15 protein-coding genes are annotated in these 16,539 nt (G+C 33.5%); 12 read left to right on the top strand and 3 right to left on the bottom strand.

Translation table 11 applies throughout. The features are described 5' to 3' along the window. Positions 1-83: 83 nt before the first annotated feature. From ACAN52_RS10685 to ACAN52_RS10675, 3 genes are all read left to right on the top strand, one after another. Positions 84-2,816, top strand: coding sequence for a PAS domain S-box protein (locus tag ACAN52_RS10685; RefSeq protein ID WP_378954747.1), 2,733 nt, complete (start codon positions 84-86; stop codon positions 2,814-2,816). 210 nt (positions 2,817-3,026) lie between these two features. Further along, the gene (locus ACAN52_RS10680) at positions 3,027-3,926 is read left to right on the top strand and encodes a VirK/YbjX family protein (RefSeq protein WP_378954746.1); all 900 of its coding nucleotides are present in this window, start codon (positions 3,027-3,029) and stop codon (positions 3,924-3,926) included. A 414-nt stretch (positions 3,927-4,340) separates the two neighbouring features. Further along, entirely contained in the window at positions 4,341-5,510 is a 1,170-nt protein-coding gene (locus tag ACAN52_RS10675) for a pentapeptide repeat-containing protein (protein ID WP_378954745.1), read from the top strand. A gap of 144 nt (positions 5,511-5,654) precedes the next feature. Here ACAN52_RS10675 and ACAN52_RS10670 read toward each other — a convergent pair whose 3' ends face one another. After that, positions 5,655-6,308 carry a hypothetical protein gene (locus tag ACAN52_RS10670; RefSeq protein ID WP_378954744.1) on the bottom strand — a complete coding sequence of 218 codons (654 nt, stop codon included), beginning with the start codon at positions 6,306-6,308 and terminating at the stop codon, positions 5,655-5,657. Positions 6,309-6,453: 145 nt separating this feature from the next. Here ACAN52_RS10670 and ACAN52_RS10665 point away from each other — a divergent pair, with 145 nt between their 5' ends. The 4 genes from ACAN52_RS10665 to ACAN52_RS10650 all read left to right on the top strand — a co-directional run bounded on the left by ACAN52_RS10665 (position 6,454) and on the right by ACAN52_RS10650 (position 10,779). Beyond that, entirely contained in the window at positions 6,454-6,813 is a 360-nt protein-coding gene (locus ACAN52_RS10665) for a cupin domain-containing protein (protein WP_378954743.1), read from the top strand. Between the two features lie 111 nt (positions 6,814-6,924). Next, positions 6,925-7,836: a helix-turn-helix transcriptional regulator gene (locus ACAN52_RS10660; RefSeq protein WP_378954742.1), complete on the top strand. Its 912-nt coding sequence runs from the start codon at positions 6,925-6,927 to the stop codon at positions 7,834-7,836. 107 nt (positions 7,837-7,943) lie between these two features. Next, on the top strand, positions 7,944-8,396 hold the full coding sequence (locus tag ACAN52_RS10655) for an N-acetyltransferase (RefSeq protein ID WP_378954741.1): 453 nt from the start codon (positions 7,944-7,946) through the stop codon (positions 8,394-8,396). Between the two features lie 337 nt (positions 8,397-8,733). Then, complete coding sequence (locus tag ACAN52_RS10650) at positions 8,734-10,779, top strand: OPT family oligopeptide transporter (RefSeq protein WP_378954740.1); 2,046 nt, start codon at positions 8,734-8,736, stop codon at positions 10,777-10,779. A 217-nt stretch (positions 10,780-10,996) separates the two neighbouring features. Here the strand turns inward: ACAN52_RS10650 and ACAN52_RS10645 are convergent, their stop codons facing one another. After that, positions 10,997-11,167, bottom strand: a complete 171-nt coding sequence (locus tag ACAN52_RS10645) for a hypothetical protein (RefSeq protein ID WP_378954739.1) — start codon at positions 11,165-11,167, stop codon at positions 10,997-10,999. Positions 11,168-11,525: 358 nt separating this feature from the next. Between ACAN52_RS10645 and ACAN52_RS10640 the strand changes: the two genes are divergently transcribed. Together ACAN52_RS10640 and ACAN52_RS10635 are read left to right on the top strand one after the other, a co-directional pair. Further along, on the top strand, positions 11,526-12,338 hold the full coding sequence (locus ACAN52_RS10640) for an amidohydrolase family protein (protein WP_378954738.1): 813 nt from the start codon (positions 11,526-11,528) through the stop codon (positions 12,336-12,338). Positions 12,339-12,780: 442 nt separating this feature from the next. Continuing rightward, the gene (locus tag ACAN52_RS10635; RefSeq protein WP_378954737.1) at positions 12,781-13,641 is read left to right on the top strand and encodes an epoxyqueuosine reductase; all 861 of its coding nucleotides are present in this window, start codon (positions 12,781-12,783) and stop codon (positions 13,639-13,641) included. Positions 13,642-14,265: 624 nt separating this feature from the next. Here the strand turns inward: ACAN52_RS10635 and ACAN52_RS10630 are convergent. Beyond that, a complete protein-coding gene (locus tag ACAN52_RS10630; RefSeq protein ID WP_378955049.1) occupies positions 14,266-14,814 on the bottom strand; it encodes a site-specific integrase in 549 nt (182 codons plus the stop codon). 188 nt (positions 14,815-15,002) lie between these two features. Here ACAN52_RS10630 and ACAN52_RS10625 point away from each other — a divergent pair, with 188 nt between their 5' ends. The 3 genes from ACAN52_RS10625 to ACAN52_RS10615 all read left to right on the top strand — a co-directional run bounded on the left by ACAN52_RS10625 (position 15,003) and on the right by ACAN52_RS10615 (position 16,280). Further along, positions 15,003-15,605 carry an HD-GYP domain-containing protein gene (locus tag ACAN52_RS10625; RefSeq protein WP_378954736.1) on the top strand — a complete coding sequence of 201 codons (603 nt, stop codon included), beginning with the start codon at positions 15,003-15,005 and terminating at the stop codon, positions 15,603-15,605. Between the two features lie 3 nt (positions 15,606-15,608). Continuing rightward, entirely contained in the window at positions 15,609-15,764 is a 156-nt protein-coding gene (locus tag ACAN52_RS10620; RefSeq protein ID WP_378954735.1) for a hypothetical protein, read from the top strand. A 138-nt stretch (positions 15,765-15,902) separates the two neighbouring features. Beyond that, on the top strand, positions 15,903-16,280 hold the full coding sequence (locus ACAN52_RS10615) for an ATP-binding protein (RefSeq protein ID WP_378954734.1): 378 nt from the start codon (positions 15,903-15,905) through the stop codon (positions 16,278-16,280). Positions 16,281-16,539: the final 259 nt, after the last annotated feature.

Raw genomic sequence — 16,539 nt, 5'->3', positions numbered from 1 at the left:
AATTGATAGCTTTGCAGGATTTTTTTCATTATATACTAAATATAGACATTATACGCAATAATTATCATAAGTGAGGTGTATCTATGAATGGCGCTAATCATATAAATTCTCAAGATACTAAGATAAACAATGAAACTCAATTCATTAATCTTTGCTATAGTCATTTATTTGACAATAAACACATTATCATGCTACTCATCGATCCTGAAACTATGAAAATTATTGATGCAAGCTCCGCCGCGTGTTTATTTTATGGCTTTAGTCATGAAGAAATGCTAAACCTATCAATAAAAGATATTAATATTTTAACCAGTGAAGAAATTATAACAGAGATTCAATTAGCAAAAAGTGAACAAAGAAATCACTTTTTCTTTCAGCATCGTCTAGCAAATGGTAACATTCGTTTTGTAGAAGTTCACAGTAGCCCTATAAAGCTTAAAGATAAGGAACTCATATACTCTATCATTAATGACATTACAGAACAGAAAAAAATTGAAGAGGAAATGAGTAAATGTAATGTTGAACTAGACAAAATAGTAAAAGAACGAACTGCTGCTCTTGAGGAAACAAATGCACTGCTCGAAGAGGAAATTTCTGAGCATCTCAATACTGAGGAGATGCTTAGAAAAACTCTTGAAGAAGTTGAAGATATTTATAACCATGCACCTTGTGGATATCATTCCCTTGACAAAGATGGTTTTTTTGTGCGTATTAATGATACATTACTGAAATGGTTAGGTTATAGCCGAGACGAATTAATCGGTCATAAAACTGTTATGGAAATTATGAGCCCAGATAGTGTGAAGATTTTCTTAAACAACTTTACTGAATTTAAAAAAGTCGGCTATATAAAAGATTTGGAATTTGATTTGATTCGCAGTGATGGAACTGTTTTTACAGTAATTCTTAGTGCGACGGCAGTCGTGGATAGTAATGGTAATTATATGATGAGTCGTTCCTCTTGTTATGATATTACGGAGCATAAAAAGGCTAAAGATGAATTACGTCATCTGAATTCTAAGCTTGAAAGTATGGTGATTGAGCGGACTGGCCAATTACAAGATATGAATGCTGAGCTTGAAGAAAGCAATGCAATGCTTGAGGAAGAAATTTCTGAACGAGAAAATGTTGAAAGAGCATTAAAATGCAGTGAAGAGCTTTACCGAAATATATATGAAAATTCTCCCCTTGCTTTTGGAATTTGGGATACGGAATTTAGGTTTGTCGACTGGAATAAAAGAGCGGAAGAGTCTTTTGGGTGGTCTAAGGACGAAGTGATTGGAAAGCGATTTGTAGACTTTTTAGTGCCGCCAGAAATTAAAGATACTATTAGTGATGTTGCTATGAATATTATGGTAACAGGAGTAGAGCGCATTACCTTTAATGAAAATATAACAAAGAGAGGGGAAATATTATTATATGAATGGCATAACTCTTTACTTCATGACGGAGTGGGCAATCTAATTGGTGTTATTTCAGTAGGGTTAGATAAAACTGAAACATTTAAGGCTGAAAAAACAATAAGGGAGACTCAGAAACAGGTTGAGGTAGCTAATAAAGAACTTTCTAAAATTAATAATTCTCTTAAAGACGAAATAGCGAGAAGGATAAAAATTGAAGATACTCTAATAAAAGCCAGATTTCAAGCTGAACAAGCCAATATGGCTAAAAGTCAATTTCTTGCTAATATGAGTCATGAAATTAGAACTCCTATGAACGGAATTATAGGTATGACAGATTTGACACTGATGACGGAGTTACAAGAAGAGCAAAGAGATTATCTTACGATTGTAAAATCATCGACCTCATTACTCTTAAGGGTGTTAAATGATATTCTTGATTATTCAAAAATTGAGTCAGGTAAAATGGATTTAGAAAGTGAACCTTTTAATATTAGGGCAACAAGCAATGAGGTTGTTGACTTATTTACAGTTGCTGCACAGCAAAAGAAGTTATATATAAAACTAAACATTGATGATAATATTCCCCAAAAACTAATTGGTGATTCGATAAGATTAAGACAAATACTTTCTAATTTAGTTGGAAATAGTGTGAAATTCACCTACCATGGCGGAGTGATGATCAATATATCACTGATCATGAGACTGGAAGGAAAGATTGTATTAAAATTTGTTGTATCTGATACAGGTATTGGTATTCCAAAAGATAAAGTGAATAAATTATTTAAAAGATTTAGTCAAGTGGATGATTCAAATAGTAGAAAATTTGGTGGAACGGGTCTAGGGCTTGCTATTTCCAAAAAGCTTATTGAAATGATGGATGGACAAATTGGTATGGAAAGTAAGGAAGAGGTGGGCAGTAAGTTCTTTTTCACAGCATCTTTTGGTATAGAAGATGATTCTGCTGAAAAAGTTTCAAATGATAACCAATCTCTTAATGATGTAGATATAAATAAAGAAAATAAACCGAAGATACTACTTGCTGAAGATGATGAAGTAAGTAGAACTTTAGCTAATCTATTTCTGACGAAAAAAAACGCGCAGGTATCCTTGGCTAAAGATGGACAAGAAGCAGCCGCTATTTTAGAAAATAAAAGATTTGATTTAATATTAATGGATATTAATATGCCATACTTAGATGGATACTCTGTAACAAGATTAATTAGAGCGAAAGAAAAAAATATGAATATCCATACACCGATTATAGCAATGACGGCTTATGCATTAAGTGGAGATAGAGAAAAATGTATTGCAGCAGGCATGGATGATTATATTTCAAAACCAATTAATTTTAACGAACTTTTCAAGTTGATCGATAAGTGGCTTGAATATAAAGGTGATACAGTTAGTTGTTAAAGATGTGTTCTATACGTCACTTATGGCTCGTCATACGACATGCATGTTTTTTGATGGTGTTTATTGTGATTAGATTTTGTAGCTAAGCAATTTTATTAAGATAATACTTCTTATTAAGCAATTTTTTCATCAAATTTTCATTATAATCGATTATAGTGAAATAATGAAAAATATGTAATTATTAAATTTGCAAAATAAGAGGTATGATCTATGAAAGCTTATGTTCAATTGGGTACAAAGATTTATAATAATAATAGGTTTAGTGATTATCGCCGGATGGTACCTTTCATCATTCGATCTTTGACGAATCATAAAAAAATGCAGGAATTAATAGGATTTTTTCAATTAAATTCTTTGCGATGTGATATTATTAATGCTTATCCATCTGTTTTTGAACAAGTAACACGCTGTATTTTTTATCGTAATTCTACTTTTACTGAAAGAATGATCCTAATTCAGGAACATTTTTTATTTTTTGAAGCAAAGTTTACTCAAGAGGCATTACAGATTATGTATCTTAGAGAGGGTATTAGATTATGGAATAGGGATTATCAGGGGGAAAACCTATCTTTAGATATGCACTTTTGCGAAAATCATAAAAAAGAAGGATTAATGGGAATTGCACTTCAACTTGGAGAAAAAATGATTTATCAGATCATTTTTTGGGTTGCACCAAATAAAAGTGGTGAAATGGCAATACACATTGGTACTCTCCAGGGATCTCCGGGAGGGTTGGATATCGCACGAGATTTGACAAGATTTTTCTTGGGGTATCGGCCGAAAAACTTGATTCTTCAAGCTTTGCGAGTGCTTGCCGAGCAAATGGGGATTCATCGAATTTATGCCGTATCTAATTATGGTTTTTATGCTAATAATCATATCCGCCTTGATCGAAAACTGAAAACATCTCTTGATGAGTTTTGGCAAGAAACGAGCGGAAAAGATTGCGGAGATCCGCGTTTTTTTGAATTACCTGTAGTTGAATCACGAAAAAGCTTAGATGAAGTTCAATCTAAGAAACGGAATCTTTACAGGAAAAGGTTTGCTGCAATTGATGAGATTGATGTAGAGATAAAACAATCACTAGAATTGTATATGAAAAAAATATAATTTTGAAAGTCATTTTTTATCTTTTATATCATAGTTAAAGAAAGTAATATAGAATTAAAATCCTACTAGTTGAGTATTTAAACTAGTAGGATTTTAATTCTATTAGAAGCATTTCGTTACAATTATGTAATCAATGACTATTTTATGTCATCCTTATAGAAGACGATACTAATAAACAAGAGGCGGAATTTTATCCTTTAATAACTAATTATAATGTGGTTTTTTGCAAGGATATTACCGTGAAATCGCGAATATAAATAAGTAAGCTATAATTCCTCCTGACACTGATTATATTTCCTAGTATGAACATTATAGCAGATGCGTAAACAAGGATCTTTTTCATTGTTTTATATAGTGTCGCACTGAGATTTTAAACTTGTTTAATCAATAATAAATAGGTAAGGAGGGATATAGATGATACGGCGAAAAAATTTAAAAAAAATGACACAGGCGGATGTTAATCAAGTCTTCGCAGGACAGCAAGCGGGAGCACAAATTAATTTTAAAAATTGTGATTTAACTGGACTTGATTTATCAGGTCGAACATTTGAAAGTGTTAATTTTGAAGATTGTAATTTGAGTGGTGTTAATTTTAGTGGGATCATTATTAAGCAAGGTAATTTTAAAAATGGTCTTTTAGTTGGAGTCAATTTTGAAAAAGCAGATTTGTCAGGGGTAGATTTTACTGGGTGTGCCATGCAGAAAATAAATTTGTCTCAAGTTAGAATTGAAGGTGTCGGGATCACAGAAAGTAATCTTGCAAATGCTAATTTCAAGAGCGCGAATATTGAATTTAGTGATTCAAATATATTTAAAGATGTCAATCTGAGTTGTGCTGATTTAAGTGAATCAAAAATTAGCTGGTTTTATGGCGAGAATGTTAATTTTAGGAATGCAGATTTTAGTGATGCTTCTATTCAGGAGAGTCAAGTTAAAGATTGTAATTTTACCAATGCTTCCTTAGAGAATGCGAATTTGTATTCGGTGGTTTTTAAAGATTGTGAAATGAAAGAGTCTGTCTTAGAGAAAGCACAAATAACTAATGTTGCTTTCGAAAAGAGTACTTTAGAAAATGCAGATTTTAAAGAAGCGGAAATTGAGTATGCAAGTTTTGTTGATAGTAATTTAGATGGTGTTGATTTTAAAGGGGTTACTTTACATAGTGCTAATGAATTTAGAAATGTAAGCTTAGTTGCTGCTGATTTTTCTGGGGCAAAACTTAGTGATGAATCAAAACTACATAATGTTAATTTAGCAGAAGTAAAAGGATTTGATAGCTCTCATCAGCAGCATCTTGTTAAAGAACAAGGGAATGAAGTTCAATATTTGCACGAGGATCAAGAAAGTCTAGCAATAAAAGAATATCAATATCAGCTTAATCTCTTTACCGCAAATTATTTAGGGAGTGAAGTAAACGCCGAAGTTGATTGTAAAATAGCGCAGGATATGATAGTACAAGGGTATTCTATTCAAGCTATAGAGTCTGCTATTGCCCTACATTCACCCAATGCTTCTAGGGTAAGTAGTAACGTTCAGGTGTATGCCATGAATATCGTTAAAAAAGCGCAGAAAGAGAGTAAGTAGGAAAGAACAGAAACGATATAGAAAATCCTGCTAATTTAGTATTCAAATTAGCAGGATTTTAATTGTTTTAGAAGATTGATTGTTATCCTCAGATGATCGAGGTATATTCTGTAAGAGGCTTATATTTCTTTGGTATTCAGTCCCTTAATTAAAATTAACAATCAATTTATTATGGACATTTTTTATTTTAACGCCATCATTAAATAAAATTGGTTCATTGTTTTGATTTCCTATTTTACAAAAAATATTTTTAGTTTCAATTATCGGAAAAAACACATCGATTTTATTTTTGCCATGCATTACACCTAATAATACAATTTGATCATTTTGAATTGAAAAGACTAATTTGCCAATCTGTTCTTTTTTATTTAATATTTTTACATCGTGCAAAAGAGAGATGATACATAAAATAATTCCACCAATAATCTCGTCTTTAAAAGTAGATAATTTATATAGCGCCATAATATCATTAATATCGTGGCCTATTTCATCAAATGAATAAACGGGCTCGACCGCTAATGCTACTTTTTCTTTTACTGATTTATCTAACTTTGCTTTTACATCAAGTAAATAGGTATGGATGTATCCTCTATGTTTTTCTCTTTGTGCAATAAAATCGCCAAGTTCAAACATCGGGGTATTTTTTTTTGCGAATTTTTTGATTAAATTTAAAAAAGAATAAATATCTTTTTCGTCAAAAGCATTTTGCTCTATTTTATGATGAAAAGATTTTAATATCTGTAACTCTTTGGTATCCGTACTAACACTCCCTTTCTTAATTAATAGAATATTCGGCACAAATAGATGAAAACCTCTATCTATTTTTTGAAAATTCTCTACAAAGAAAGTAATTTAAAAACGGTTAACCATCATTAGAGGAATCTAATAGTAAATGTCGTATGTTTAAATTTAGATTGTATCAATATAATGGGGAGTGTAATCTATGGAAAAAATAGTTCTTTCGCAAAAGCTTAGTCTTTTTTCAGAACAATGGAGTCCTAAAATTGTCGGAGAATTAAACGATTCATATATAAAACTAGCTAAATTAAAAGGAGAATTTGTTTGGCATCATCATGATAATGAGGATGAATTGTTCTTTATTGTAAAAGGAAAACTACTAATAAAGTTCAGGGATAAAGATGTTTTCTTAGATGAAGGTGAATTTATTGTTATTCCAAAAGGCGTTGAACATCTTCCAGTTGCCGAACAAGAAGTACATGTGATGCTTATCGAGCCTAAAACAACTTTAAATACTGGTAATATAGTAAATGAGCGAACCGTTGAAAACTTAACTACAATATAGTCTGATCCTTCAAGTAGGTTACATACTGTTTCATGATTGTAGGGAATTATAGCATTAAATATGACGGATGATTGTCATATTTAATGCTATAATTAATTTGGGTGATAAAAAATGAAATTGAATCGTTTATTTGAAATAACAACAATTTTACTCAATAAAGGAACCGTTACTGCCCAAGAACTTGCTAATCGTTTTGGTGTCTCGACAAGGACAATTTATCGAGATGTTGATGTACTTTCATCGGCGGGTGTGCCTGTGTATATGAACAAAGGCAATGGTGGTGGCATACATTTGCTTGAAAATTATGCAATAGATAGAACACTTATCTCTGAGCAGGAAAGTGAAAACTTATTGCTGGCAATTAAAACTTTGGAGGCAACTCATTATCCGGAATTAGATAAGGTTCTTGAAAAACTAGGGGCAACATATAAAAATATAATGAATCATGATTGGGTAGAAGTTGACTTTTCTCCTTGGGGAAGTTCTCCAAATGAAAAAAATAAGTTTAATGATATTAAGCGGGCTATGTTACAAAGAAATATCATTTCTTTTGACTATGTAAACGGAGAAGGACAGAAAAGTAATCGGTTGGCAGAACCAGAAAAATTGATTTTTAAGAGCAATGCTTGGTATTTGCTGGCCTACTGTCGGAGACGGCAGGAGCAGCGAATTTTTCGGATTTCGCGGTTGAAAAATTTAGAAGTAATGGCGGAAAAGTTTGAGCAAAAAAGTTTACCTAAACAAGAACCAAAAGAATCAAAGGATGCCTCACAACTGCTTATTTTCTTAAAACTTCGCTTTCAAACCAAGGTTATAAATCGACTTTATGACTATTTTGATGATTCTTTTCTTAAAAAAAATGATGACGGAAGTATGACGTTAGAGGTATGGCTGCCTGAGGGAGAATGGCTTTATAGTTATATTCTGTCTTTTGGCAGTTTCGTTGAGGTACTAGAACCGGAACATGTCAGAGGAACAATTATCAAACGAATAAGGCAAACGTTAGAAATTTACGAAACATGATTTTAATATGACATTTGTTAATTAAAAAGACACTCAGCAAGTTAAAGTGATTGTATAAGTATTTTTATTAATATATAATCTATAATTATACAAGAGGGGTGATCTAAGTGATTTATCGTAAAGCTACATTTAAAGATGTAGAAATCATGTACAAATTAATTAACGCTTATGCTGAACAGGGGTTGATGTTAGGGCGTTCGAGGAATATGTTGTATGAATGCTTGCGTGATTTTGTTTTGGCAGAAGATAATGGTGAGGTTGTTGGCATGGGGGCATTGCATTTAGTTTGGGATGAACTAGCAGAAATCAGAGCAATGGCAATTGCACCCCACGTTGTAAAATCAGGTATTGGTCGTAATATTGTGCAGGCGCTAATTGAAGAAGCAAAAGTTCTAGAGATAAGAAATATATTTACCTTAACATATCAGCCAGGATTTTTTATGAAACAGGGTTTTAAGGAGTTATCGAAGGATCAATTACCTCATAAGGTATGGAAAGAATGCATTAACTGTACCAAATTTCCGAACTGTGATGAAATTGCTCTAAATATAGAAATATAAAAAATAGAGAGTATAATCTATCAAAAAAATAGCTTATAAATTAATCAATTTCAAAAGAAATAATGTAATAAGTATTAGCGTGATGCTGATACTTTTTTTGTGTATTTTTATATTAAGATGTATGTCTGCACGAGATAATAAAGGATTTGGCGTAAAAATATAGAACATTGTAAAAATAATCCTTATGAGAATATGATACAGTTTACTGCAATCATTAAAAAGAGACTTATATAATTATGCAGTAATCGAGAATGGAGGAATTGCCCTTGAAATTTTTGTAGAAAAGTATGACCAGTTCAGATTGGTAAAAATTTATTAAATAATGAGGAGTATAGGTATGAAACAAGTAGATTATATGAGCCATGAAGTGAACGTGCCTGAACTTACACTTCGTGGAATATTGTTGGGAATGATAATTACGGTCATTTTTACGGCATCCAATGTTTATTTGGGCTTAAAAGTGGGACTCACGTTTTCATCGTCTATTCCAGCAGCGGTTATTTCTATGGCAATTTTAAAGATGTTTAAAGATTCCAATGTCTTGGAAAATAATATGGTTCAGACCCAAGCATCAGCAGCAGGTACTCTTTCGGCAGTTATATTTATTATTCCTGGTTTACTGATGATGGGCTATTGGCAGGGATTTGCTTTCTGGCAAACTTTGATGATTTGTGCTTGCGGCGGCAGCCTTGGCGTGTTGTTCACGATACCCTTACGCCGTGCTATGATTGTTGATAGTGATTTGCCTTATCCAGAGGGGCTCGCAGCTGCAGAAATTTTAAAAGTAGGCAGTGGTAATACGGTGGGAGCCAAAGAAAATGGTATAAAAGATATTATGTATGGTGGTATTGTTTCATCTATTGTCAGTTTATGCGCAGACGGTTTTCAAGTTATTTCATCGGGAGTGCACTATTGGTTTAGCTTTGGTAAAGTCACTTCTCAACTGCCTCTTGGCTTCTCTTCCGCTTTATTGGGAGCTGGCTATTTAATTGGTATTGCCAGTGGTATGGCAATGTTAGCAGGAACTATTTTGTCATGGGGCGTATTTGTACCCTATCTTACATCTGTACTATCACCGGCAGCTGGACAGAGTGCCAGTGCATTTGCATCTGCTGTATGGGCACAAAAGGTGCGCCTTATCGGTGCTGGTGCAATAGGGATTGCTGCGATATGGACACTGCTTACTCTAGTAAAACCAATCATAGATGGTATGCGCATCTCGATAGAAGCTATGAGTCGTACAGAAACCGGAAAAAGTTTGCATCGTATGGATACAGATTTGTCTCCTAAAACGACAGCGATGATTTTGAGTGTGATTGTTATCGGGTTGCTGGGAACCTTTTATTCCTTTATTGCAGATGCGAATCTATCAGCAAGTACCACAGGGATTTTTGTTGTCGCAGGTGTTGCTATCTCTATTTGTATGGGATTTTTTGTAGCTGCTGCGTGCGGTTACATGGCCGGACTCATTGGTACATCAGCTAGCCCGATTTCTGGGATTGGTATTTTAGGAATTATTGTATCTTCTCTTGTAGTACTCGGAATTGGTACTGTAGTCGGCCTTTTTGACACAGAAATAGGAAGTAAATTCGCCATTGCTTTAGCTATTTTCATGACGAGCGTGATTGTCAGTATTGCCGCTATCTCCAACGATAATATGCAAGATCTAAAAACAGGTTATCTGGTCGGTGCTACGCCATGGAAGCAGCAAGTGGCCTTATTACTGGGCTGCATTGTCGGAGCATTTGCCATTGCACCAGTATTGAATTTATTATATGAGGCATATGGTTTTGTCGGAGCTATGCCACGCGTTGGAATGGACGAAAGTCAAGTCCTGTCTGCACCGCAGGCGACTTTGATGACTACGATTGCCAAAGGGATTTTCAGTAATAATTTGGATTGGAATTATATCTTTTTTGGCGTGGGAGTAGGGATTACAATCATTATTGTAGATTTACTATTGAAAAAGAATTCAGCAAAATATTGTCTGCCACCTTTAGCTGTAGGTATGGGTATTTATTTGCCGCCTACTTTGGAGATGCCCCTTGTTATAGGTGCTGTCATGGGTTATTTTGTGAATCGTTATCTGCACAATAGAGCGATGCAACGGAGTCCAAAAAACATAGAAGAAGATGTCGAGGTTTGTAACCGTCATGGTGTACTGTTTGCATCTGGTCTGATTGTTGGCGAAAGTTTAATGGGGGTTATCATTGCCATTATTATTGTACTTTCAGTAACAGGTGGTGGCAGCGATTCACCGTTGTCAATGGTAGGTAAAGAATTTGGTCCCACAGCGGATTGGCTCGGCTTACTCGTATTTATTGCGATGATTGTCATATTTGTTTATCGTGTTGTTAGTGTAAAGTTTAAAACCAATTCGTGATGATTTTTTCCGTAATCATGTACATATGATGACGGGAGAAAATGATATTCATGTTCATTAAAGTAATGTTTTCCTTTAAGATAAGTAGAGGAAGATCCTATCGCTGATAATAACGAAAACCCCTGCAAAAATTCTAATATGAATTCTTGCAGGTTTTTTTTGTAAATTAATGGTAAAATTAATGGGTGTATATCTTCACTCTCTCTATGGCTTATAGTCAGGTGGAAGATGGAGCCATCCTCGTTTGTCCATAAGCTTTTTTAAGCCAGCTCGGAAAATCGTGTATTTCTTTTGCAATTGGTTGATGAATACTAAGCTTTACATCCTTTAGCTTTTCTGTAAGATCCTTATCCTGAGCTAGATTGTAGGCTATTTCCTCATTGCGCATTGTCAGGTCACTTATAGCAAGAAAAAGCCAAGTCAATTAATAGATGAAGAATTTCCTTACTCATGGGAAGAAATAGGGATGATGTTTTGTATATAATCTCAAATTGATCAGGATAATGTAGTATCTATTACCACTCTTCATGAAGAAAAAGATTATGAATGGTGAATTAGTATATAAATGCAGTATAAGACCAGAAGAGGAAAAATCAATGTACCGGTAAAAAATGCTGTTAAGTAACAAAGATCATGCTGTTTGATATTACTTCTCATTAGCAGTATAAGGTGGTATGATAAAGATAATAGATAATGTAGGATAAGACTACACGCATAAGAAAACATTTGAGGAAGGACTAATGCTAATGAAGATTATTGATGCTCATATCCACTTCTGCCAAGAGCCTTACTTTGACCAGATTGCAGAATTGGCGGGTCATAAAAATACGAGTGCCCATCTGAAAGACCAATATACTGAACATAACATTGTCCATGGTGTGGTCATGGGCAACCGGAGTCTGGAGCTCAGCGACCACGATTACCCTGACAATCTTAGTTATTGTATCGGGCTGGATAGCACCTGCTTTAAAGTGGAAGAGGTAGTACAGCAAGCTTATTTGGTAGAAAAACATTTGCAAAGAAAGAATTGTGTAGGCATTAAGCTATATCCGGGCTACAATCATTTTTATATTTACGATTCGGTGGTTGACCCATTTTATCAACTAGCAATGCAATATAAAAAACCAGTGGCCGTTCATACCGGTTTGACAGCCACTAGTAATGCTTTGCTCAAATACAGTCATCCTATGATCTTAGATGAGGTAGCGGTACGCTATCCTCATGTTCAATTTATTATGTGTCATATTGGTAATCCTTGGTTGGTAGATGCGATTGCGGTCATTGAGAAAAATGAAAATGTAGCTGCTGACCTTTCGGGAATTTTGGAAGGCCGGATTGATAATATGACGGATTTTTTTGAGAAAAAGCACGGTTATATTAACTTCTTAAAAATATGGCTAGAATACCTAGACAACTATGATCGCCTGCTATATGGGACAGATTGGCCTCTGGCTAATATCTCCAATTATATTGAGTTTGTTGCGCATCTTATTCCAGCAAAACATCATGACAAAGTATTTTTTGACAACGCCAATAGGATTTATGATCTTGGTCTTTGACAGATCTTAAAGGTGATAAAAAACAAATTTTAGATGAGAGTATTAGCGTGGTGCTAATACTCTTTTTATATATATTAAATAAGAATGTGCCATGTCCTGGACTGGTAATATCATGGATAATTTATATATTTAAGTATACAAGTAGGTACTATGCTACTTATAAGTACCTACTTGTTATTTGTAACATTACATTCTATTATTATAGTGTAAATATCATGATGTTATGAGTACGAGAGAGGGATTAGTGGAAAATTTTAAAACAATAGGTGTATATGCACTTGGTAAAAATGTTTTTTACTGCGTGTGCAGCTCATCGAACTAGAATAGGAGGCCAGTAGCGGATGCTAGGCTGATAATCATTTTGGAGGGAGTACTCGGAAAGATGGATTACAAAGATAAATGGTAGTCTATAGTCGCGAATGAAATTAATGGAGGTATTACAATGAAAGATTTTATAAAAAGTGAAATTAAAAAGTATGTATTAGAAAGTAAAAATAATTGGTATGAGGAAATTAATGACCGCTGGTTTGATGAACCTATTGTAAAATTTGCATCTGCAGAGGATCCTTTATTTGAAGAATATAAAAAAATAATTGGTAGCTATCATTTAACTCCAAGGGAAATTTTTGAGTTGGCTTTTGGAAAAGGTAGTTATCATGGAGGAACAGTTATAAGTGTTGTATTACCGATCAATAAGAAGATTAGAAAAAGTAACGGAGTGCAAACAGAATGGCCATCAAAAGAATGGGCACTGCTTCGTACTTACCAAGTCATGTATTTCAGGGAGATTACTAAGCATATAGAGAATATTTTAAATGAAAGGGGATATAAAACGATATCCCCGTATCATTCTGAATGGTTTAAAAAAATTGATGAACCAGCTTCAGGTCAAGCGTTAGGACCAACGTCTAATTGGTCGGAACGTCACATAGCTTATGCAGCTGGGCTTGGTACTTTTTCGATAAATGATGCTTTTATTACAGAAAAAGGAATTGCGATAAAGTTGGTTTCAGTTGTAACGGAATTAAAACTTACTCCAGATATTAGAAAAGCTAAAAATCACACAGAAAATTGCCTACTATGTAGTAAGGGGATTTGTGGAGCTTGCATTAAGCGGTGTCCTGTTAATGCTATATCTAAAGAAGGGCATGATAAGATAAAATGTTATAAATACGCTTATGGAGAAGAAGCAAAAAAATTGGCTGAATCTTATGGAGGAAATCCAGCGGTAGGGGCAGGCTGTGGTTTATGTCAAACTAATGTACCTTGCGAAGATAGAAATCCAATAAAAATGAATAACTAGGTTAGCTTCTATCAGTGGTTTTAGGGAGGATCTGACCCTTATATAGTAAGAATGATAACAAAAGATAGCTTTATCGAAGAATGTAGACAGTGGAAAAATTAAAATCTTTGACACCAATCAATTAATTATGGTTGGTGTTATTTTTTATGCTATTGTACGTAAGTATGACCCGTAGTCGTATAAGACATAATATGAGTAGAGAGAGAGAATAAAAGTACTGCATTGCAAGGATACAACGGTCTGAGATATGCAAATGAGTAGGGGATACTGTACATTCATCTTACTTGGTATTGGACTTGGATTAGTCTAATGCTCATTTTCTGTGCCGTATAAAATATTTTTAGACATGGAGAAAAATGTAACAGGGAGTTTCTTGGAAAAGCACTTGTAGCATAAGGTAGTAGCGAGAATGAAAAACTAGTAAAAAAATCAGACGCACTAGCTGACTTTAATGACAGCTAGTGCGTCCTCGTGTGCGCTTAGCAATAAATGTATTAGTTACCGAGGAATATTTATTAGTAGTAGGTAACATAATATACTTATGTTACCTACTGCTAATAAATATCCATAATAAAAGATATTACGCCAAGTTTTTCAATTATCCTTTTATAAAATAATTTTATTTTACAAATTTAGATTTATATATATATCATCAAGTTCATCTTTAGTGATTCCTATATAGGCTAAAGTTACACTAGGAGCTGAATGATTAAGTAACTTTTGAATTCTAGTTATATCTACTCCTTTTTTGTAAGCCCAATACCCAAAAGTTTTGCGCAATGTATGGGTTCCAATTGCATCATTAATCCCTATTATTCGCGCTGCGTTGTTAATGATTCTATAAGCTTGTATTCGAGTAATGGGTTGATCGCCTTTTTTACTTTTAAATAAACAACCGCTGTTAATTTTAATAGTTTCCAGATACTCTTTGATTGCCTTTTTACATGTATCAGAAAGGGGAAAATCTTTACTTTTACCTGTTTTCTTCTCTCTGAGTATGATTCTATCTCTTTCTTTTACATCATTTACAGTCAATAGCAATAAATCGGATATTCGCAGACCACTATTAATACCTAAGACAAAAAGCAAGTAATCACGTAGGTTCTTATTTTTTAAATAAATTTTAATGTTATCGATTTGAACTTTACTTCGTATTGGTTCTACATATTCTATTTAAATCACGCCCCATAATATGTTTCTTATCATTGTATAGTATATAATATGTTACTTTAGAATTCAAAGAAATTAGCCAATGAAGTGAAATGCGCTAAAAAATTGATTACATTCAGCAGCATTAGCTAATGTAACATAAGTATATTATGTTACATTAGCTAATGCTGCTATTTTGAGGAGAATTTTATATGCTTCAATATTTAGTAATAGATGACGAAATCATATTTCGGTATCCTTCTAAGACAAAATCAGAAATAACTAATCATTTACTCAACTTAATAAGTCAATATGACATTGGTACGGCTAGGCATTCTTACAAAGTAGCGAAAATGGCAGTTTCTTTCGCAATAAAACTTAATCTTTCACTTCAGACTGTTGAAGATACATTAAGTGCAGCATTACTTCATGACATTGGTAAGATAAAAATCCCTAAACATATTTTAAATAAGCCAGGGATATTAACTCAAAAAGAATTTCAAATTATAAAAAAACATTCTCAATATGGGTTTGAGATTTTAAATAATACAAATCAATTAAAGCATCTAGCAGAAGTCGTTCTTTGCCATCATGAAAAATTTAATGGAAAAGGCTATCCAAATGGGAAGGCAGGCAAAGAGATACCATTAATTGCGCAAATATTAAGTATCATCGATGTCTATGAAGCCATCACTTCAGATCGGATTTACCGCAAAGCTATGACACGAAAAGAAGCTTTTCAAGTCATATATGACGGAATGGAAACCCACTTTAATTCGACATTAGTAAAAAAATTTTTATTAGAGAGGTACTAATGCGTGGAATTTCACGAAGAAATAGAGTATCTTATAGAAATTTTAAAAAAACCTACTAGTAATATTAGTGATATAGATGCGCTAGAACGGTTAGAGAAAATTTTAGAAGAATATGCAAAGAAAAATCAACAACAAAAAGTGCAACGAAATTACTTTTAAATATGACCTGTCGAGGATGACAGGTATCAGGAATATCGAGAGGAACGGGCGTTTGAGGAGAGTAAGATTAAACATCATATATAAAACTGGATATTTATAACAAATATCTCTTTATTATAAATTATGGAGGTAGGATGAATGTATTGTTTTTCTACTTTGGATGAATTTTCTAAAATGCGAGAATCTATTAAGGACAAGCTGGTGCGACTTTCTGAAAAAGAGGCTCTGCGCGTATTCGTTGCCATTAATGAAGGCGTTAATAATGCAATTTTTCATGGTAATAAAGCAGATAATAGCAAAAAAGTATATCTAACAATGGAAGAATTTGCAGATAAAATTAAAATTGTCATTCGCGATGAGGGGAATGGTTTTATCAATCAGGAGATACTTGCTAAAAATTCTTGGTTTGAGGAACATGGACGAGGGCTTCAACTTATACAGCATTATGTGGACTCTTATGAACTCAATGGGGTGGGAAATGAGCTAATACTTATCAAAAAAATTAACATTGCTTAATTACAAAGGTAAAAATTTTCAATATTAATGGAGGGTTTATAATCACTTCTGGAGGACTTTTTGCTGAGATTAACATGTCATTTCATAAGATAATAAAGTACCCTAGTTCAACTATAACTACATAAATAAACCCTAGTCAAATTTATTGACTAGGGTTTGCTAGTTTTTTTTGTTATGTTGATTAGTGAAAGTATCATGTTATGGAAGTAAATTAGTACATAGAAGAAAATAAGTTACCGTCAATCATATGAAACGTAAA

This window comes from Pelosinus sp. sgz500959, from assembly GCF_042610375.1.
In the GTDB taxonomy this organism is placed as follows: Bacteria; Bacillota; Negativicutes; order DSM-13327; family DSM-13327; genus CTSoil-075.
This window is presented reverse-complemented; position numbering and strand designations above follow the sequence as displayed.